22 protein-coding genes are annotated in these 19,090 nt (G+C 71.6%); 20 read left to right on the top strand and 2 right to left on the bottom strand.

Features of this window, described 5'->3' with window-relative positions; translation table 11 throughout:
* Positions 1-27: 27 nt before the first annotated feature.
* The 3 genes from HC031_RS13305 (at position 28) to HC031_RS13295 (ending at position 2,847) form a co-directional block, all read left to right on the top strand.
* Complete coding sequence (locus tag HC031_RS13305) at positions 28-828, top strand: ABC transporter ATP-binding protein (protein ID WP_167925578.1); 801 nt, start codon at positions 28-30, stop codon at positions 826-828.
* Between the two features lie 73 nt (positions 829-901).
* Complete coding sequence (locus HC031_RS13300) at positions 902-2,239, top strand: hypothetical protein (protein ID WP_167925577.1); 1,338 nt, start codon at positions 902-904, stop codon at positions 2,237-2,239.
* The gene (locus HC031_RS13295) at positions 2,236-2,847 is read left to right on the top strand and encodes a hypothetical protein (RefSeq protein WP_167925576.1); all 612 of its coding nucleotides are present in this window, start codon (positions 2,236-2,238) and stop codon (positions 2,845-2,847) included. The genes HC031_RS13300 and HC031_RS13295 overlap by 4 nt, the downstream gene beginning before the upstream one ends.
* A gap of 130 nt (positions 2,848-2,977) precedes the next feature.
* Here the strand turns inward: HC031_RS13295 and HC031_RS13290 are convergent, their stop codons facing one another.
* Complete coding sequence (locus HC031_RS13290; RefSeq protein WP_205862679.1) at positions 2,978-3,643, bottom strand: response regulator; 666 nt, start codon at positions 3,641-3,643, stop codon at positions 2,978-2,980.
* A complete protein-coding gene (locus HC031_RS13285; RefSeq protein ID WP_338090639.1) occupies positions 3,643-5,238 on the bottom strand; it encodes a sensor histidine kinase in 1,596 nt (531 codons plus the stop codon). The genes HC031_RS13290 and HC031_RS13285 overlap by 1 nt, the downstream gene beginning before the upstream one ends.
* Positions 5,239-5,432: 194 nt before the next feature.
* Here HC031_RS13285 and HC031_RS13280 point away from each other — a divergent pair, with 194 nt between their 5' ends.
* From HC031_RS13280 to HC031_RS13200, 17 genes are all read left to right on the top strand, one after another.
* Positions 5,433-6,227, top strand: a complete 795-nt coding sequence (locus HC031_RS13280; protein WP_338090638.1) for an ABC transporter ATP-binding protein — start codon at positions 5,433-5,435, stop codon at positions 6,225-6,227.
* Entirely contained in the window at positions 6,217-7,086 is an 870-nt protein-coding gene (locus HC031_RS13275) for an ABC transporter permease (RefSeq protein WP_338090637.1), read from the top strand. Before HC031_RS13280 ends, HC031_RS13275 begins: the two co-directional genes overlap by 11 nt.
* Before the next feature lie 75 nt (positions 7,087-7,161).
* Positions 7,162-8,232 carry an ABC transporter substrate-binding protein gene (locus HC031_RS13270; RefSeq protein WP_167925574.1) on the top strand — a complete coding sequence of 357 codons (1,071 nt, stop codon included), beginning with the start codon at positions 7,162-7,164 and terminating at the stop codon, positions 8,230-8,232.
* 210 nt (positions 8,233-8,442) lie between these two features.
* Entirely contained in the window at positions 8,443-9,885 is a 1,443-nt protein-coding gene (locus HC031_RS13265; RefSeq protein ID WP_167925573.1) for an acyl-CoA carboxylase subunit beta, read from the top strand.
* A 259-nt stretch (positions 9,886-10,144) separates the two neighbouring features.
* Positions 10,145-10,534: an acyl carrier protein gene (locus tag HC031_RS13260; protein WP_338090636.1), complete on the top strand. Its 390-nt coding sequence runs from the start codon at positions 10,145-10,147 to the stop codon at positions 10,532-10,534.
* Positions 10,535-10,602: 68 nt separating this feature from the next.
* Complete coding sequence (locus HC031_RS13255) at positions 10,603-11,823, top strand: beta-ketoacyl-[acyl-carrier-protein] synthase family protein (RefSeq protein ID WP_205862677.1); 1,221 nt, start codon at positions 10,603-10,605, stop codon at positions 11,821-11,823.
* Complete coding sequence (locus tag HC031_RS13250) at positions 11,820-12,959, top strand: beta-ketoacyl synthase N-terminal-like domain-containing protein (protein ID WP_167925571.1); 1,140 nt, start codon at positions 11,820-11,822, stop codon at positions 12,957-12,959. Before HC031_RS13255 ends, HC031_RS13250 begins: the two co-directional genes overlap by 4 nt.
* Positions 12,956-13,897, top strand: coding sequence for a beta-ketoacyl synthase N-terminal-like domain-containing protein (locus HC031_RS13245; protein WP_167925570.1), 942 nt, complete (start codon positions 12,956-12,958; stop codon positions 13,895-13,897). The genes HC031_RS13250 and HC031_RS13245 overlap by 4 nt, the downstream gene beginning before the upstream one ends.
* Entirely contained in the window at positions 13,897-14,280 is a 384-nt protein-coding gene (locus HC031_RS13240; RefSeq protein WP_167925569.1) for a DsrE family protein, read from the top strand. The genes HC031_RS13245 and HC031_RS13240 overlap by 1 nt, the downstream gene beginning before the upstream one ends.
* On the top strand, positions 14,280-14,687 hold the full coding sequence (locus tag HC031_RS13235) for a hypothetical protein (protein WP_167925568.1): 408 nt from the start codon (positions 14,280-14,282) through the stop codon (positions 14,685-14,687). The genes HC031_RS13240 and HC031_RS13235 overlap by 1 nt, the downstream gene beginning before the upstream one ends.
* A 2-nt stretch (positions 14,688-14,689) precedes the next feature.
* Positions 14,690-15,085 (top strand): hypothetical protein, encoded by a 396-nt coding sequence (locus HC031_RS13230; protein WP_167925567.1) that lies wholly within the window; start codon positions 14,690-14,692, stop codon positions 15,083-15,085.
* Positions 15,086-15,139: 54 nt separating this feature from the next.
* Positions 15,140-16,234: a beta-ketoacyl synthase N-terminal-like domain-containing protein gene (locus tag HC031_RS13225; protein ID WP_167925566.1), complete on the top strand. Its 1,095-nt coding sequence runs from the start codon at positions 15,140-15,142 to the stop codon at positions 16,232-16,234.
* A 111-nt stretch (positions 16,235-16,345) separates the two neighbouring features.
* Entirely contained in the window at positions 16,346-16,603 is a 258-nt protein-coding gene (locus HC031_RS13220) for an acyl carrier protein (protein ID WP_167925565.1), read from the top strand.
* Complete coding sequence (locus HC031_RS13215; RefSeq protein ID WP_167925564.1) at positions 16,603-17,016, top strand: 3-hydroxyacyl-ACP dehydratase FabZ family protein; 414 nt, start codon at positions 16,603-16,605, stop codon at positions 17,014-17,016. Before HC031_RS13220 ends, HC031_RS13215 begins: the two co-directional genes overlap by 1 nt.
* Positions 17,013-17,534, top strand: a complete 522-nt coding sequence (locus tag HC031_RS13210; protein WP_167925563.1) for a 3-hydroxyacyl-ACP dehydratase FabZ family protein — start codon at positions 17,013-17,015, stop codon at positions 17,532-17,534. Before HC031_RS13215 ends, HC031_RS13210 begins: the two co-directional genes overlap by 4 nt.
* Complete coding sequence (fabG, locus tag HC031_RS13205; RefSeq protein ID WP_167925562.1) at positions 17,534-18,280, top strand: 3-oxoacyl-[acyl-carrier-protein] reductase; 747 nt, start codon at positions 17,534-17,536, stop codon at positions 18,278-18,280. Before HC031_RS13210 ends, fabG begins: the two co-directional genes overlap by 1 nt.
* A gap of 11 nt (positions 18,281-18,291) precedes the next feature.
* Positions 18,292-19,008, top strand: a complete 717-nt coding sequence (locus tag HC031_RS13200; protein ID WP_167925561.1) for a DsbA family protein — start codon at positions 18,292-18,294, stop codon at positions 19,006-19,008.
* Positions 19,009-19,090: the final 82 nt, after the last annotated feature.

Below are 19,090 nucleotides of genomic sequence, written 5' to 3'. Positions count from 1 at the left end.
CCGACTCGGGCAATCGAAGGAGAACGAATGGTACGCACGGTGAGCGCCGCGGAGACGGCCCCCCAGACGTACGCGTGGCCCGTCAAAGCCGAGGGCTTACGGGTACAGGCCGGCCGGCACCTGGCGGTCAACGGACTGGACCTGGCCCTCGGCACGGGGGTGCACGGGCTGCTCGGCCCGAACGGCGCCGGCAAGACGACGATGATGCGGGCGCTGGCCACCGTGGTCCGGCCGGCCGACGGGCGACTGGAGCTGCTGGGCCAGCCCGTACACACGCGGGCCGACCTGCGCGGGGTCCGGCGCGCGCTCGGGTACCTGCCGCAGCACTTCGGGTTCTACCCGCGCTTCACCGTGCGTGAGTTCGTCGAGTACATGGCCTGGCTCAAGGAGATGCCGGCGGGCGACGTGCCGGGCGCGGTACAGCGCGCGATCGAGCGGGTGGGGCTGGCCGACCGTGCCGACAAGAAGATGAAGACGCTCTCCGGCGGCATGCTGCGCCGCGTCGGGATCGCCCAGGCGATCGTCAACGACCCGCAGATCCTGCTGCTGGACGAGCCGACCGTCGGGCTCGACCCCGAGCAGCGGATGACGTTCCGGGACCTGCTGCGCGAGCTGGGCGCGGACACGTGCGTGCTGGTCTCCACGCACCTGGTGGAGGACGTCGTGGCCGCCTGCACCGACGTGGTGCTGGTCGACACCGGGCGCCTGGTCTGGCAGGGCACGCCGCAGGAGCTCGCCCGCTGGGGCGCGGCCGGTGACGCCGGGGACAGCCCGGCGGAGCGCGGCTACTCGGCGCTGCTGCGTACCCACCGGGCGGGTACGCGATGAGCGAGCGTAGCGAGCGAATCCAGTGGCTCAGTGCTGGGGCGAAGCGCGTCGCCGAGCGCAGCGAGGTGACGCGATGAGGCGCATCCTGCGTACCGAACTGCGCCGCTCGTCGGCGCTCGGCGTCGGCCTGGTCGTCCTGGTGATCGGGATGGGGCTGCTGTACCTCGCCCCCGGCAACTGGGCCGGGAGCTGGATGGGCCTGGCTGTGACCCACCGTATGGACCTGATCCTGCTGTGGTCGCTCGCGCTGGCCGGCGGCGCCTGGCAGGTCCGGCGGGAGCGGCGCAGCCGGGTCGACGAGCTGTTCGCCAGCGTGGCCCGGCCCCGCTGGCAGCGGCTCGCGCCGACCGCGGTGGCGGTCGCGCTCACGGCTGTCGTCGCGTACCTCGCGGCGTTCCTGGCCGGCGCGGTGCGGGTGGCGCCCACCGCCAGCTACTACCCGCCCGGGACGCCGCTAGTGCTGGCCGTCGGCGCGCTGTCGATGATCCCGGCCGTCTGGATCGGCATGGCCGTCGGGCGGGCGTTGCCGTATCTGGTCACCGCGCCGGCGCTCGCTGTCGTCGCCGCCATGGGGCTGCTGGGCGTACCGATCGTGTTCACGGACCCGAAGGGCCACGACCCCCGGTTCGTGCTGCTGTCCCCGGTGCTGTCAACTCCGCTGGGCGATCTGGTCACCGTCGCCGGCCGGATCCACGTCGCCCACACCGTCTGGCTGGTCTGCGTGGCGGCGGCCGGGTTCGGGCTGCTGGTCGCCACGACCAGGCGGGGCGCCGCGCTGGCCGCGACGCCCGTCCTGCTCGGCGCGGCGGTCGCGTTGCCGATGCTGCCCACCGGCGGCAACGAGGCCGCCTTCCGGTTCGACCCGGCGGCGGCGCAGCTGGTGTGCGCTGAGGGCGCCCCGCGGGTGTGCGTGCGGAAGGTGCACGCCAGGCTCCTGCCGGACGTCACGCCACCGGCGCGACAGGCGCTGGCGTTGCTGGCGAAGCTGCCCGAGCCGCCCACCGCCGTCGTGGAGGCCGGTACCTCGTATTTCGGCGCGCCCAGCCAGCCGTACACCGCCGACACCGTGCAGTTCTACGCCACCTTCGACGTGCGCGTGAGGCTCCGCTCCGCCGACGAGTTCGTGCAGGACCTGTTGACCGACGCCTTCATCCGCCCGTGTGACCGGACCGACCCGGACGACGGCGAGCACAGCTACGTCGCGCGCCGGGTCGTCGCCGCCTGGCTGACCGGCAAGGCGCCCGCTCCGGACCCCAACGACCGTGCGGGGGACGCGATGGCGAAGCGGGCCTACCAGGAGCTGGTCGCGCTGCCGCCGGCCGAGCAGCGGGCCCGGGTCGCCGCGGCCCGCCGCGCGGCCCTGACCTGCGAGGGAAAGCTGTACGAGGTCCTGACCGAGGGGGCACGATGAGGTGGCTCGGGCTCTACCTCCGCTCGCGCGGTGTGCCGGTGGCGCTGGCCGTCTCCGTGTGCGTCGTGGCCGTGGTCTGGGGCCTGTTCCTCGGGTTCTCCCACCATCGTGACGCCGGGATGAGGCTGGTCGCCCTGGCCGTCATGCTCGCCGTCGTGCCGGTGGCCACCACGCTGGCCGGGCCCGACGACGCCCTGGAACGCACCGCCTCACTGCCCTGGCCACCCCGGCGCGCCGCGCACCTGCTCGCCGCGCTGGCCGTGGTGACCGGGCTGTTGCTGGCCACGCAGGCCACCGCCGCCCGGTTCGGGCCGGCGACCGTGGTGCTGCGCGACGCCGCCGGCCTGCTCGGGTTGACCGCGCTCGGCGCGGCGTTCCTGGGCGCGCACCGCTGCTGGTTCGCGCCGGTCGGCTGGACCCTGGTCGTGGTGCCGTTCCTCCAGCCCGGCGGGAAGGCGTACGAGCAGGGGCTCGCCTGGATGCTCCAGGCTTCCGGCTCGCGGCCCGCCACCGCCGTCGCGGTGACACTGGCGCTGGTCGGCGCCGCCGCGTACACCGCGCTCGGCTGCCCACGGCGCCCCGCCAGCGACCCGGCTGCCGGAAGCTGATCGCAGGCCGTGACCCGGGACGTCGTGCCCCGGTTGTGGGATGACGGGCCCCGGTCGGGGTTCGACAGCCGCCGGCCGACCGGCGCTGGTCCGGGTGACGGCCGCGGGCGGAGCGGCCCGTACGACGAGGTCACTGTTCGCCACCGAGCCACCGGTAGAGGTGTTCAGGCCGGCCGGTCGTGCCGTATCGCAGGTTGAGCTCGACCTTCCCGGCCCGGGCCAGGTCGGCCAGGTAGCGCTGCGCTGTCGCCCGTGACACGCCGATCGTGTCGGCGATCTCGACGGCGGTGACCGGACGGCCGAACTCCCGCATCGCCTCCAGCACCCGCTGCGCGGTGATGGGCGAGCGGCCCTTCGACAGCCCGGCGGCGGTGGTGTCGTACTGGTGGAGCGCGGCAACCGCCCGGTCGACCTCGAACTGGTCGAGTTCCCGCCCGGCGCCGAGCCGCTGCCGGTAGCGGGCGTACGCCGCGAGCCGATCGGCGAGCTGCTCGGCGGTGAACGGCTTGACCAGGTAGTTGAGCGCGCCGGTGCCGAGGGCGCGGCGTACCGTCTCGGTGTCCACCGCCGCGGTCAGCATGATGACGTCGGTACCGAGTTCGCGCAGGACGTCGGTGCCCAGCCGGTCGGGCAGGTACTGGTCGAGCAGCACCAGATCGGGTCGGAGCCGCTGGCAGGTGGCGATCGCCGCGGCGGCGGTGTGTGCGATCCCGACGACCTCGTAGCCGGCCGCGGCGACGTACGAGGCGTGCAGCCTGGCGACCCGGAAGTCGTCGTCGACGACGAGTACCCGCATCAGTGGCTGCCCTGCCAGGCCAGGCCGTGCTCGGGTTCGAGCACACCGGGCAGCACGGCGGTGAACACCGCGCCGTGCGCGTCGGCGCCGGTGCTGCGCAGCGTCACGTCGCCGCCGTGGTTGCGCGCGGTCTGACGGGCGATCGACAGCCCGAGGCCGTGCGGGCGGGAGGTGTCGGCGCTGGTGGTGAACCCGGACCGGAACAGGTCGGCGGCATGTTCGGCCGGAACCCCGGAGCCGCTGTCGGCGACGTAGATGTGCAGGTCGGCGTGCTCGGCGAGCAGGCTGATCTCCACCCAGGCCGGTCGGCGGAGGCCGGCGGCAGCGGCGCGGATGGCGTTGTCGACGAGGTTGCCGACCACGGTCACCGCGTCCAGGGGAGCGGTCACCCGTCCCGGCACCCAGGTGTCTTCACCCAGGCGGAGCGTGACGCCGTTTTCGGAGGCGACCGCGGCCTTGGCGGTGAGCATGCCGTCGAGGTACGGGTCGGCCAGCTGGCCGCCGCTGATCGACTCGCCGGCCAGCTCGCTGAGGTAGGCGCGCGCCTCGTCGGTGTGGCCGAGCTGCAGCATGCCGGTGAGGGCGTGCAGGCGGTTGGTGTACTCGTGGGCCTGCGCCCGCAGGGCGTCGGTGAGCGCCCGGGTGGCCTCCAGCTCCCGGGAGAGCCCGTCCAGATCCGTGCGGTCGCGGAGGGTGAGGACCAGGCCGAGGTCGCGGTTGACGCGGCGCACCGGTCGCCGGGTGACCCGGACGACCCGGTCGCCGACCACGCGCAGCGCGCCGACCACCGCGGCCTCGTCCGTGAGCAGGGCGCGCGCTTCGGTGGGCAGCTCGTCGACGTGGCCGGGGGAGGTGCCGAGGATGCGCACGGCCTCGGCGTTGCACACCCGCACCCGACCGGCGGGGTCGACGGCGAGCACCCCTTCGCCGATGCCTTCCAACACCGCCACCTGCTCGCGGAGCAGATCGGCGAGGTCGGCCGGCTCCAGCCCCAGGGTGTGCCGCTTCAGGCGGGCGGCGAGCAGCGCCGCGCCCAGCACGCCGACGACGAGCGCGACGCCGGTGGACAGCTCGGCGATCGGGAGCAGGTCGTCCAGGCGGCGGGTGACCTCGTCGGTGTCGATGCCGACGCTGACCTCGCCGACGATCCGTCCGCTCGCGTCGCGCAGCGGCACCTTGCCCCGGGCCGACGGGCCGAGGGTGCCCCGTTCGATGTTCGTGACGCTGTGCCCGGCCAGCGCGGCGGACGGGTCGGTGCTGACCCGCTTCCCGATCTGACCGGTGTCGGTGTGTGAGTAGCGGATGCCGGCGTCGTCGGTGATCACTACGAAGAGCGCGTGGGTGTTGTGGCGCACCTGCTCGGCGTAGCGCTGGATCGCGCCGTCGGGGTCGGGCCGGCCGGTACGGACCTCGTCGCCCAGGCCCGGACGCGCGGCGACGGTCTGCGCGACGGCCAGCGCGCGGTGTTGGAACTGCCGCTCCAGTTCGGCCCGTAGCAGCGTGGTGACCAGCAGGAACCCCACGCCGGCCAGTACCGCGATGACGACCACCTGCAGCACCATGGTCTGGGTGGCCAGCTTCAGTCGCCTTGACACGCCGGTCACCGTACCGCCGCGATCCGCCATGATCGACCGTGAGCTAAACGCGCAGAACGCGGCTTGTGATCGTTGCCGCCGCAACGCGCTTAACACGCCGCACACCCGGCCGTCACTCATAGCGTCCCTGAGCTATGACCCAACGCACACAACCGCCGGCGGGCGTCGCGTCCGCTCCGCCGCAAACGGGGCCGGTGATTCGGCTGAGCGGGGCGACCAAGACGTTCGAGACCAGCGCCGGCGGTGAGTTCACCGCGCTGAGGAATGTCACGCTGGACGTGAACCCCGGCGAATTCGTCACCGTGGTCGGGCCGACCGGCTGCGGCAAGTCCACCACCCTCGCCCTGGTCTCGGGACTGGAGCCGGCGAGCGCGGGCGGTGTCGAGGTGGCCGGGCAGCCGGTGCGGGGAATCCCCGCCGGGGTCGGCTACATGTTCCAGTCCGACGCGGCCCTGCCCTGGCGTACGGTGCTCGACAACGTCGCGCTCGGGCTGCGCTACCGCGGTGTCGGCCGCGCCGAGGCGCGGGCCCGGGCGCGCGACTGGATCGCGCGGGTCGGGCTGGCGGGCTTCGAGAAGTACTACCCCCACCAGCTGTCGGGCGGCATGCGCAAGCGGGTCGCGATGGCCCAGATGCTCATCACCGAGCCGTCGATCATTCTGATGGACGAGCCGTTCGGCGCGCTCGACGTGCAGACCCGCGAACTGATGCAGGACGAGCTGTTGCGGCTGTGGGCGGGCAGTGGCGCGGCGGTCGTGTTCGTCACCCACGACCTGACCGAGGCGATCGCCCTCGCCGACCGGGTGGTGGTGATGACCGCCGCGCCGGCCACCGTCAAAGCGGACGTACGGGTCGACCTCCCGCGCCCCCGCCGCGTCGAGGAGATCCGCCTGGAGCCGGCGTTCCTCGACATCTACCGCGACGTGTGGGACGCCCTGCGCGAAGAGGTCGAGATCTCCAGGATGAGGGGAGCCAACCGTGTCGCTTGACACCGATGCCATGGCGGTCGAAGCGGACGCGCCGCCCCGTCGGGTCCCGGCCGGCCTGTCCCGCCGGGCCCGGCGCGGCTGGAAGGTCCAGCTCGTGCGGCTGGCGCTGGTCGTGGCCTGGCTCGGCAGCTGGGAGCTGGCCGCCAGCCGGTGGATCGACCCGTTCTACTACTCCAAGCCGACCGCGATCGGGCATCGCCTGGTCGACTGGTTCACCAAGGGCACCTCGTTCGGCTCAATCTGGACCAACATCGGCTACACGCTGGCCGAGGCGGTGTACGGCTTCGTGATCGGCGCGATCGCCGGCATCGTGCTCGGCGTCGCGCTCGGCCGCAGCCGCTTCCTCGCCGACGTCTGCGCCCCGTTCATCAAGGCGGCGAACGCGATCCCGCGGATCGTGCTCGCCTCGCTCTTCGTGATCTGGTTCGGCCTCGGCATGTCCTCGAAGATCGCCACCGCCGTAGTGCTGGTGTTCTTCGCGGTCTTCTTCAACGCGTTCCAGGGTGCCCGCGAAGTCGACAAGGTCGTCAACGACAACGCGCGGATCCTGGGCGCCAACCGCTGGCAGCTGATGACGACGATCGTGCTGCCGTCGGCCACCTCCTGGATCCTGGCCAGCCTGCACACCGCGTTCGGGTTCGCGCTGATCGGCGCGATCGTCGGCGAGTTCACCGGCGCCGACAAGGGCCTCGGTCTGCTCATCAACAACGCCCAGGGCACGTTCGACTCCGCCGGCATCTACGCCGGAATGATCATCGTGACCGTGATCGCCCTGCTCGCCGAGTGGCTGCTGGGGCTGCTGGAGAAGCGGCTACTGGCGTGGCGGCCCCGACAGGCGACCTCCGGCGCGGCGACCTGACCGCCCGGACGACGCGCTTATCTGTACCCCTCACCCTCCCACCAACCCACCACAGATCCATCGAAGGGAATCGCCATGCGCTTCACCCGGAGCGTCGCGCTGCTCGCCGTGCCGGTGCTCGGCCTCGGCCTGGTAGCCGGCTGCCGCGACTCGCGTACGCAGGCGGCCGGCGGCAGCGACAGCGCCAGCAGCAACGAGACCGTCAAGATCATGGTCGGCGGCATCGACAAGGTGATCTACCTGCCGGCCAAGCTCACCGAGCAGCTCGGGTATTTCAAGAAGGAGGGCGTCAACGTTCAGCTGCTCACCGAGCCCGCCGGTGCACAGGCCGAGAACGTGCTCATCAGCGGCGACGTGCAGGGGGTCGTCGGGTTCTACGACCACACCGTCGACCTGCAGGCCAAGGGCAAGTGCATCGAGAGCGTCGCGCAGCTGGCCAAGGTACCCGGTGAGGTCGAGGTGGTCGCCACCGCAAAGGCCGGCCAGATCACCTCGCCCAAGGACTTCGCCGGCAAGAAGCTCGGCGTGACCAGCCCCGGCTCGTCCACCGACTTCCTCACCCGCTACCTGGCGACCGTGAACGGCGTGGACCCGGGCGCGTACAGCACCGTCAAGGCGGGCGCCGGCCAGACCTTCATCGCCGCCATCGACAACGGCGGCATCGACGCGGGCATGACCACCGACCCCACCGTGGCGCAGCTGACCTCCACCGGCAAGGCGAAGGTCATGATCGACATGCGTACCGAGGAGGGCACCAAGGCGGCGCTCGGTGGCCTCTACCCGGCCAGCTCGCTCTACATGGACTGCGCCTACGTCGCCGCACACAAGCAGACGGTCCAGAAGGTCGTGAACGCTTTCGTCCGTACGATGCGCTGGATCTCGGCCCACAGTGCGGACGAGATCGCGGCCAAGATGCCCGCCGACTACGCCGCCGGCAACCCGCAGCTGTACACGCAGTCGGTCAAGGACTCGATGACCATGTTCACCGCGGATGGGGTCATGCCCGCCGACGGGCCCAAGACGGTGCTCAACGTGCTGAAGGCGTTCTCGCCGAACGTGAAGCCGAAGGCCGACACGATCGACCTGGCCAAGACGTACACCACGGAGTTCGTGTCGAAAGCGCCGAAGTCCGCAGACGCGTCGTAGCGCACCTCCCACCGGCGAAGGCCGTGCCCCGCAGGGGCGCGGCCTTCGCCGGACGGGCGCGGGGTGGATTCGAGTTTTGGATACGCTGTCACGCCCGTCACACCGCTGTTGTTTCAATCGCCTAATGAGGACAGTAAGAAGAGGACAATTCGGCGCCGCACCGGTGCCCGCTCTTCGCGGGTCGTCATCGCAGTTTTGCGGGGTGACGCCATGACTCTGCTCGCCTCCGACCGCTTGGCGGCGTCGCCGGTCGGCGTCGCGGACGAGCGGGATCCCGTCGCCCGGATGAGTCGGCTGTTCGACCAGGCGACGATGGAGCTGTTGACGTCAGCCGACTCCTCGGGGGTCGTGACCGCCCGCGGCCGGATCGACGGCGTGCCCACGATCGCGTACTGCACCGACGCGACCCGGATGGGCGGCGCGCTGGGTCGGCGGGGCTGCCAGCGCATCGCGGATGCGATCCTCCTCGCGCTCGCCGAGGGGGCGCCGGTGGTCGGCCTGTGGCACTCCGGCGGTGCCCAGCTGGCCGAGGGCGTGGTCGCGCTGGACGGCGTAGGTCGGGTCTTCCGCGCGATGGTCCAGGCCTCGGGTCGGATACCACACCTGTCGGTCGTGCTGGGGCCGGCCGCGGGGGGAGGCGCGTATGGACCGGCGCTGACCGATCTCGTGATCATGGCGCCGGCAGGACGGATCTTCGTCACCGGCCCCGACGTGGTGCGCAGCGTCACCGGCGAACAGGCCGATATGGAGTCCCTGGGCGGTCCACAGGTGCACGGCAAGCACTCGGGGGTCGCCCACGTGGTGGCTCGCGACGAGGCCGCGGCTTTCGCCCACGCGCGGACGCTCACCGCGTTGCTGGCGCGGCCGGGTCGGCCGGATCCCGACGCTGTGCGGCAGGGCGGGGAGATGGACACGCTGTTGCCCACCGACCATCGTCGGGCCTATGACGTGCGGCCGGTCGTACGCGCGCTGGTCGACTCCACGCCCACGGGCGCGCCCCTGTTCCAGGAGCTGCAGGCCGGTTGGGCGCCGAACATCGTGGTCGGGTTGGGCCGGCTGGGCGGCGGCACCGTGGGCGTCATCGCGAACAACCCGCTGCGCAAGGGCGGCTGTCTGGACTCGCTGAGCGCGGAGAAGGCCGCTCGGTTCGTGCGGATGTGCGACGCCTACGGCATCCCGCTGGCGGTCCTGGTCGATGTCCCCGGCTACCTTCCGGGTCTGGACCAGGAGCGGGACGGTGTGGTGCGGCGGGGCGCGAAGCTGCTCCACGCGTTCGCCGAGGCCACGGTGCCCCGGGTGACCGTGGTGATGCGCAAGAGCTATGGCGGCGCCTACATCGCGATGAACTCGCGGGCGCTCGGCGCCGACGCCGTTTTCGCCTGGCCGGGCGCACAGGTCGCGGTGATGGGCGCCGCAGCCGCCGTGGACATCCTGCACCGGCGCGCGTTGGCGGCGGCGCCTGCGCACGAGCGTGAGGCGCTGCGTGAGCGGCTCGTCGCCGAGCACGAGCGGACCGTCGGAGGGCTGCACCGAGTGGTCGAGTTCGGCGCCGTCGACGAGGTGATCGAACCGGCACAGACGCCGCGCCGCGTGGCGCAGGCTCTGGCGAGCCTGCCGGCCGGCCGGGGCGCGCACACGAACATTCCGCTCTGAGGTGACGGTACCGGTCGTGCGCGGGTGAGCGAGCGGACCGCCGATAGAAATATTGCAATCGTGCAAATCCGGCTAGCTGGGCGTCGTGGCCGGGGTCGGATTTCGTGCCGGCCGCTTTTCCCGCCACCCGGGCACGAGTGCTGATCGATCCGGCGCGCTACATCAAAGCTTTTGATATGCGGTTGTCGCGGCAGTAGACAATTGTTAATGGGGGCGGGCCAATGCCGCTGTTGATTTCTTGTACGCGGTGTGTTGCACCGTGCCGGCGCTGATCAGTACCGTTCTGGTTGCCCCGCCGAAATCCCTGGGGCAAACCGACATCCTGTCCGGTCCGGAACATTCCTTCGTGGTTGGTGTTCCGGGTTCATTCGTGCGACCAAAAGGAGTGGACCGCGTGTCGACAATTACCGCCGACCAGGCCGAGAAAATCAAAGAGATCGTGTGCGAGATCCTAGAGATCGACGAGGCGGAGCTCACCGAAGAAAGCCTGTTCGCCGACGATCACGGTGCGGACTCCCTGCGGAGCATCGAAATTCTCGCGGCGCTGGAAAAGGAGTTCGGACTGGTCATCGATCAGGCTGAGCTTTCGCGGATGGTCAACCTCAAGGGTGTCTACGACGTCGTTCAGGACGCGGCCGCCGCCCGATAGTCGTCGCGCCCCGCAGTCCGAAAGCTGGTGGGTTCATGTGCGCAGCAGTGAAGCAAAGGTCTGACAAGATGTCGCAACGAGTCGTTCTCACCGGCTGCGGTGTGGTTTCGAGCATCGGCACCGGGGCTGAGGAGTTCGGTGCCGCGCTCCGCGCGGGCCGCAGCGGCGCCCGGCCCATCACCGCCTTCGCCACCGAAGGGTTCGAGCGCACCAACGGGTGCGAGGTGGTCGGGTTCGATCCGGCGCGGTGGGTGCGCAACCAGCCGCTGCGCGAGCTGGGCCGGGCGAGCCAGTTCGCGGTGGCGGCGGCCCGGATGGCCGTCGAGGACGCGGGGCTCGACGTCGAGGTGCTACAGCGCAGCCGCACCCTCGTCTCGGTCGGCACCACCGACGGTGAGTCCCACGACCTCGACCGGCTCGTTCAGACGGACATCGCGCAGGGGCCGGAACACTTCGACCCGGTCCTGGCCGCCCGGGTCCCGGCCGGCCGCCTGTCGGCCGGCATCGCCAGGGAACTGGGGCTCGTCGACGTGGAGGCGGTGACGATTCCGACCGCCTGCGCGGCGGGCAACTACGCCATCGGTTACGGGTTCGACGCCGTCCGGGCCGGTGAGGTGGATTTCGCGTTCTGCGGCGGAGCGGACGCGATGTGCCGCAAGACCTTCGCCGGGTTCTACCGGGTCGGCACCATCGCGCCCGATCGCTGCCAGCCGTTCGACTCCGACCGGAAGGGAATACTGACCGGCGAGGGCGCCGGCATCCTACTGCTGGAAAGCCTGGAGTCCGCGCTGGCCCGAGGTGCGCGGATCTATGCCGAACTGCTCGGGTACGGGCTCAACTGCGACGCGTTTCATCAGGTCGCCCCGAACGAGGGCAGCGTGGCCGAGGCGATGCGGCTGGCCCTGGAAAACGCCGGCGTGCAGCCGCATGAGGTCGACTTCATTTCGGCGCACGGCACCGGTACGAAGGCCAACGACGTCACCGAGGCTCGCGCCATCCGGCGGGTTTTCGGCGACCACACGCCACGCACGATCTCCATCAAGTCGATGCTCGGGCACACGATGGGCGCGGCGAGCGGACTCGGGGCCATCGCCTGCGCGCTCGCCATCGTGAATCGCATGATCCCGCCGACCATCAATCACGTGAAAACCGACCCCGAATGCGATGTCGACTGCGTGCCCAACAATGCGATCGAGGCTGATGTGCGCATTGTTCAGAACAACGGGCTCGCCTTCGGCGGCAACAATGCCGTCGTCATTCTCGGCAAGTACGAGGAGGCGCTGGCATGAGCTGGTCGATCACCGGGACCGGCGCGGTCGCCAGCGTCGGCGCGAACGTGAACGAGATCTTCGACAACCTCTGCGCCGGACTCTCCGGACGGCGCCCGCTGCAGGTGTTCGACCGATCCCGGTACACCTCACCGTTCGCCTACGAGATGGACGACCGGGGCGAGGAGTCGGGCGACGTCCCGGGGCGCGCCACCCGGTGGTTGCTGGCCGCGGTGGAACAGGCGGCCCGCGAGGCCGATCTGGGTGACGACCTCAGCGGGGTACCGGTGATCGTCGGCTCCGGCCTGCGGGAACACCGGTCGATGGAGCTGTGGCACCGGACGGGCGTGCCGTTCGACGGGGAACGGCTGCACTTCGGCGCGGCCCTGCAGGACCGCTTCGGCGTGACCGAGGCGTACTGCGTCGCCAACGCGTGCGCCGCGTCGCTCTACGCGCTCGCGCTGGGCGCCGACCTCCTGGCGGAGGGTGGCGCGCCCGCCGTCATCGTCGCGGGCGTCGACATGGTGACGGAGAGCATGTTCGGGCTCGTCGAGCGGATGAATCCGGTGCCGCCCCAGGAGGTGCGGCCGTTCGACCGGCAGCGACGGGGCGCCGTGATGGGGGAGGCGGCCGTGGCCGTCGTCCTGCGCCCCGCCGACTCGCCGTACCAGGGGCGGGCCCGGGCGACACTGCGCGGCGTGGGCGTCAACTGCGACGCGTTCCACGTCACCGCGCCGAGCGCGGAGGGCATCGCCGCCGCGATCCGGCAGGCACACGAACAGGCCGGCATCAAGCCGGAGAGCGTCGATCTCGTCATGCTGCACGGCACGGGGACGCTGCTCAACGACGCGGCCGAGGCCAGCGCGATGCAGGAGGTCTTCGGCGCCCACGTGTCCACGCCGGTCATGACCGCCATCAAGTCGATGACCGGGCACACCTCCGGCGCGTCCGGGCTGCTGGGCCTGATCGTCGCGGCCCGCGCCCTCGCGGAGGGGCGCATCCCACCGACGCTCGGGCTGACCGAGCCCATCGACGAGGTGGCCGGTTTCCGGTTCCCGTTCGGGCAGTCCCTGCACCGGCAGGTCGACGTTGCCCAGGTGAACGCGTTCGGCTTCGGCGGCGTGAACGCGGTCGCGATCGTGGAGGCGGTCCGATGACAGTGGTCATGGTTGGCGCCGCCACGGTGCTGCCCTCGAACCCGACGCTGGCCGAGCTGGCCACCCCGGCGCACCGCGTACCCGGGCCGGCCGATCCGGGCGCCCACATCACCCTGCGCGGACTGCGCTACAAGGACCACGCGACCCGCCTGGCGCTGGCCGCCGCGCAGGTCGCGCTCGTCGACGCGCGGATGTGGGACGGCGACCGGCTGACCGTCGACGGCAACCGGGTGGCGGTGGTGGTCAGCTCCAACTACGGCAACGCCGACACCGTGTGCCGGGCGGTGGAGACCATCGCGCGGGAATCCACCGCCGGCACCAGCCCGATGGACCTGCCCAACACCTCGAGCAACGTCGTCGCGTCCTCCGTGGCGATCAGGTTCGGGCTGCGCGGCGCCAACGTCATGCTGTGCAACGGCCTGACCTCCGGCCTCGACGCGCTCTTCTGGGCGCGCATGCTCGTGCGGACCGGTCGGGCGGCCCAGGTCCTCGCGGTCGGGGTCGAGCCGGACAACGCCGTCGTACGCCGGCTGACCGGGGACGAGAACGTGCTCGACGGCGCGGCGGCCGTTGTCGTCGAGCACCCGGCGACGGCGCGGGAACGGCGCGTCCCAGCACGGGCGCGATACGCCGCGTACGAGCGCGCCGCGGGCGTCGACCAGTGCCTGAGCCGGCTGGCGCGGCACGCTTCGGCGCCCGCCGCCTGGTACGCGCCGGAGCCGAGCGCCGCGGGGACGGATGTCCTGACCGGCCTGCGCCGGCACGACCTGGCCCGGGTCTGGGGCCAGGCGTCGGGCGCCCTCGGCGTGCTGCAGTGCGCCGCGGCCGTCGGGCACTTCGACGGCGGGGGCGCGGGCCCGGTGTACCTGGTCAACGGCGGCGCACCGGAGCGTGTGACCGCCGGCGTGGTGCTCGACGCGCCCGGAGCGGTCGGCTGATGGGCGCGCAGAACCGGGCGGCCGGGGTCGCGGCCGTCCCGACAGAGCAGCAGGAGCCCGCGTGGCATCTGCTCATCGAGAGCCAGGGACCGTTCGCCGGACCGGCGTGCGCGAGCTTCCTGCGGGACGCGGCCACGCTGGCGGCCTCCGGGGAAGCGGTGACGCTGCTGCTCCTGCAGGACGGCGTCGGCGCGGCCGTGGAACCGGGCGCGCCGACGCTCGCCGACCCGCTCGCGCGGGGCGTCCGCGTCTGGGCGGACGACTTCTCCGTCGCCCAGCGGGGGATACACCCGGACGACCTGCCGGCCGCCGTTCGGGTGGTGTCGATGTCCGACGTCGCCGAGCTCGTCCTGCTGCCGGGCGTCCGGGTGGTGTGGCACTGATGGCCACCGCGGTCCCGCGTACCGACGTGCTGCTGACCCTCATGGGCGCACCGCACTCCAGCGACCTTGTCACCAGCTGTCTGCGGATGGCGCAGGCGCTGCTGGAGCGGGGAGCGAGCGTCCAGGTCTGGGCCTGCGGCTACGCGACCATGCTCACCCAGTGCAGCCTGGGCGCCACCAAGCCCCGGAACCTGGCCGCCTGGGGAACCGAGTACCCGTCGACCGCCACGCTGGTCGGTGACCTGCTCGCGACGTACCCCGACACGGCCTACTGGTACGGCTGCCGCTTCTGCGGCGAGGACCGGGGCGCGGCCAGCCACATCCCCGGGGTACGGGTCCAGCCGCCGTGGCGCTTCGCCGACCACGTCGCCTCCGCCGGCACCGTCGTCTTCCTGGGGGTGATGTAGCGATGGCGGACTGGCGTCCGGCACTGGCGATCGTGGAGAAGGCGTACCGCGGTGCGGTCGAGACGCAGTTCTTCGACGCCCTCTACTCGGCGGTGGAGCTGCACCGCCAGCTCGGCGGGTTGGAGGTGCTCCTGCGCGGCGCCGCCGCCTCGTACGCGGTCGAGGCCCCGCCCGTACCGACCCTGACGATCGGCGGCCGCATCGTCGACACCCTCAACGACGCCCGGCACGGGCTGCGCGCCCTGCTCGACGCCGGCGTCGCGGTGTGGGTGGAGGAGCCGGGCCTGGCCGCGCTCGGTCCGCACACCCGCACCCGGCTCGTCCCGGGAGTCCGCCGCGTGGCCGCCGGCGAGCTGGCCGGCCAGTGGTCCACGTACCGAATGGTCTTTTTCTTGTGAGCGTGATCGGTGCCGCCGTCGCAGTGACGCCGGCGGACCGGGAGGTGGTGACCGATGACAACGATAGCCAGGAGTAGGCCCGTCATCTCGGCCTGGTCGGCGGTGTCGCCGTTTGGGATCGGACGCGACCAGCTCATCAAGGGTCTGCGTGCCGGACAGCCCGCTGACGACACGGTAGACAGTCAACGGTGGAAGGTGCCCGATGAGCGGGCCCGGCTGGTCCCGGGCTTCGCGCTGCGTGAGATCCTCGGCAGCAAGGGCACCCGGTCGATGGACCGGGTCAGCGGGCTGGCGGTCACCGCGGTACGGGAGTTGCTGGCCGAGTCCGAGCGCGCGTCCACCCGGGCGGGCGAGTCCACCGGGGTGGGTCTGGTGCTGGGCACCACGACCGGCAGCGCCCAGAGCATGATGGACTTCAGCCGCGACTCGTTCGTGCAGGCGAAGCCGTACTTCGTGGAGGCGGCCCGGTTCCCCAACGCGGTCATGAACTGCGCAGCCGGACAGTGCGCCATCTGGCATCAGCTCAAGGGGCCCAACGCGACCGTCGCCGGTGGTAGGGCGGCGGGGCTCTACGCGCTCAACTACGCGCGCCGGCTGCTCGACGCCGGCCGCGCGCACACGGTGTTCTGCGGCGCCGTCGAGGAGTACTCGTCCGCCCGGGCCTGGCTCGAGCACCACAGCCGCACCCCCGACGAGGCCGGAACCGTTCTGGGCGAGGGCTGCGCGGTGCTGCTGCTGGAGCCCGCGGCCGGGGTCGAGGGCCAGGGACCGCTGGCCGAGATCCTGTCGGTCGAGTTCGCCATGGCGGCCGGGGTGAGCGTCAAGCAGGCGCTGGCCTCGGCGGTCCGGCGGGCCTTCCGCAGCGCCGGGGTGACCCCGGACGACGTATACGTGGTCTCGCCCTGTGCGGCGCCGGGCGACGCGGGAGCGCAGGAGCGGGACCTTGTCGACGAGGTCTTCGGCCCGGGCCCCCTGCGCCTGGACTGCGCACACCTGCTCGGCGACACCGCGGCCGCGTCGGCGGCCTTCCAGGTGTGCGCGGTGCTCACGCTCGCCGAGGAGTCCGCCGACGCACAGGGGCGGGTCGCCGCCGTCACGTCGGTGGACCGGACCGGAGTGGTCGGCTGCGCGCTCCTGCGGCTGCGCTGACCGCCGGCCGCAGACGGCAGACGGCAGACCATTCACCACGCACCCTCTCCGCTCTCCGCTCTCCGCTCACCGTCGGAGACCACGGTTGGACAACAACGAAAGGACGTTTCGATGGCCAGCACAGAGACGGTTCTGGACAAGGAAGACCTCCGGGCCACCGTCGCCCAGGTGGTCGAGGTCGACGTGGACGAGATCCACGATGACACGAGCCTGGTGGACGACCTCGGCGTCGACTCCCTGATGGCACTGGAGGTCGTGGTCGTCCTGGAGAAGAAGTACGGCGTACGCATGACCGAGTCGGAGCTGAAGCAGGTGACGTCGCTGCAACGGGCGTACGACCTGCTCGCCGCCAAGCTGCGGACCCCGTGATGCCCACCGTCGTCAGCCCGGTACGCGCGCCCGTCCACGTGCTCGCCGAGGCCGTCGCCGATCCGACGACCGGAGCGGCGCCGCGCTCGGTCACCAGCCTCGTGCTGGAGACCCAGGAACCGGTCTTCCGTGGCCACTATCCCGGATTTCCCATCTTCCCCGGGGTCTGCCTGATCGAGTGCGTCCACCGCAGCTGCCTGACGACCGCGCCGGGTACGCCACGCGCCGTGCTGACCCTGGCGGCGGTGGAGTCGACCCGGTTTCTGGGCGCCGTGTTCCCCGGGGACCGGATCGTCATCGAGAGCACCTGGACGGCGATCAGCGACGGCTGGCGGGTGACCGCCCGGATCCGCGGTGACCGCGGCGACGTCGCCGCGGTCCGCCTGCGGTACCACACCGGGGAGGCCGGATGACGTCGACGTGGACCGTCGCCCACCGGCTGCCCCACCGGTACCCGATGCTGCTGGTGGACCGGGTGGTCACAGCCGTACCCGGAAGCGAGATCGTCGCGCTCAAGGCGGTGACAACCAACGAACCGTGGTACGCGGAGGTTTCCGGGGACGCCCGGGACGGCGACCTGGCGTACCCGGCCGTGCTGCTGATGGAGTCCTGGGCGCAGAGCGCCGGGATCCTCGCCGCTTCCCGATCGTCGGACGGTGACCCGCTCAGCGGCGACGTCATGCTCTTCGGCGGCGCCACCGAGGTGCGGTTCCTGCACCCGGTACTCCCCGGGGACGTGCTGGAGCACCGCGTACGCGTGGTGCGGCTGCTCAGCGACACGATGATCTTCGAAGGTGAGTGCCTGGTCGCCGGCCGGCCCGTCATGACGGTGGAGCGCATGGTGATGGCGTTCCGCCCCGCGCAGACGCTGCGACCCGCCCCGAGCACAACGAGCGATTCCGGCTCTCCGGCCGGTACACAGGAGGATTGATGCCGGACCAGAACTCCCGCACCGCACTCGTCACGGGCGGATCGCGAGGTATCGGCCGCGCGAGCGCGCTCAGTCTGGCGCGCGACGGCTTCGACATCGCGTTCTGCTACCGCTCCAACCAGGACGGTGCGCGGGCGCTGGAGAAGGAGATCGCCGACTTCGGCCGCAGGTCGCTCGCGCTGCGGGTGGATGTGGGCGACGTGGAAGCGGTGCGCGACTTCGTGGCCACCGCCGAGAACACGTTCGGCGGCATCGACGTCGCGGTCGCCGCGGCCGGGATCACCGACGACGGCCCGCTGGTCATGATGTCGGACGAGCAGTGGCAGTCGGTGTTGCGTACCAATCTCGACGGCGTCTACCACGTCAACCGCGCGGTCATCTTCGAGATGATGAAGCGCAGGTCCGGTGTGATCGTGAACGTCTCCTCGGTGGCCGGCGTGTACGGCAACGCGACGCAGACCAACTACGCGGCCTCGAAGGCGGGAATCATCGGCTTCTCCCGGTCGCTGGCCAAGGAGGTCGGCCGGTACGGCATCCGGGTGAACGTCGTCGCTCCGGGCTTCATCGACACCGACATGACCGCCGTGCTCAGCGACTCGGTCAGGTCGAAGATGGCCGGCGCCATCCCGCTCCGACGGCTGGGGCGCGCGGAAGAGGTCGGCGACCTCGTGGCCTACCTCGCGTCGGGCAGAGCCGGGTACGTCACCGGTGCCGTGTTCCAGATCGACGGCGGCATCAGCATCTGAAGGGAGCCGACGTGAAGCGTGAGCGCTTGCGGTGGTACTTCTCGTTCCGCAGTCCGTACTCGTACTTCGCCTTCCTGGACCTGGTGGAGAAGTATCCACGGGTTGCCGACGCGCTCGAGTGGATCCCGTACTGGGAGCCCGATGAGTGGACCACCCGACTGCTGGCGGAGTCCGGGGCGACGTTCACCTACACCCCGATGTCGCGGGACAAGCACTTCTACATCCTGCAGGACGTCCGCCGGATCGGCCGTCAGCGGGGTCTCACGCTGACCTGGCCGGTCGACGCGCGACCGTGCTGGGAAGTCGCCCACCTGGCCTATCTGGCCGCCGAGGAGCAGGGGCTGGGACGGCTGTTCGCCGCGCAGGTGTACCAGGCGCGATGGCGGGACGGGCGCGACATCCACGACCCGGCCACGATCCGCGACATCGGCGTGCGGATCGGCGCGGATGTCGGCGCGCTGGTCGACGCGGTGCACGACGTCACGCTGCGCCGGCGGGGCGCCGAAGCCCTCGCACGGGGTAGCCGCGACGGAGTCTTCGGCGTGCCGCTCTTCGTCCAGGGCCGGGAGAAGTACTGGGGCGTCGAGCGGCTGGCCGCGTTCGTCGACGCCTGTGACGCCGGCACCGCCGGCGGTGCCGACGCGGCCCCGGACGGGGCGGCCGTGCCGACGGGTACGGCCCCGTACGTGCTGGCCGGCGACGGCGGTCACGCGGGTGGCTGCGGCTGAGCGGACACGCTCCCCGGCGGTCAGTGCGGCCAGACGGGCGCCGAGCGGGTTCACGGATCCGTCGCGGGCGCCCACGCGAGAT

The organism is Planosporangium thailandense (assembly GCF_011947195.1).
GTDB classification, from domain to species: domain Bacteria; phylum Actinomycetota; class Actinomycetes; order Mycobacteriales; family Micromonosporaceae; genus Planosporangium; species Planosporangium thailandense.
The sequence above is the reverse complement of the archived record's forward strand: the minus strand, read 5'-3'. Positions and strand labels throughout refer to the sequence as shown.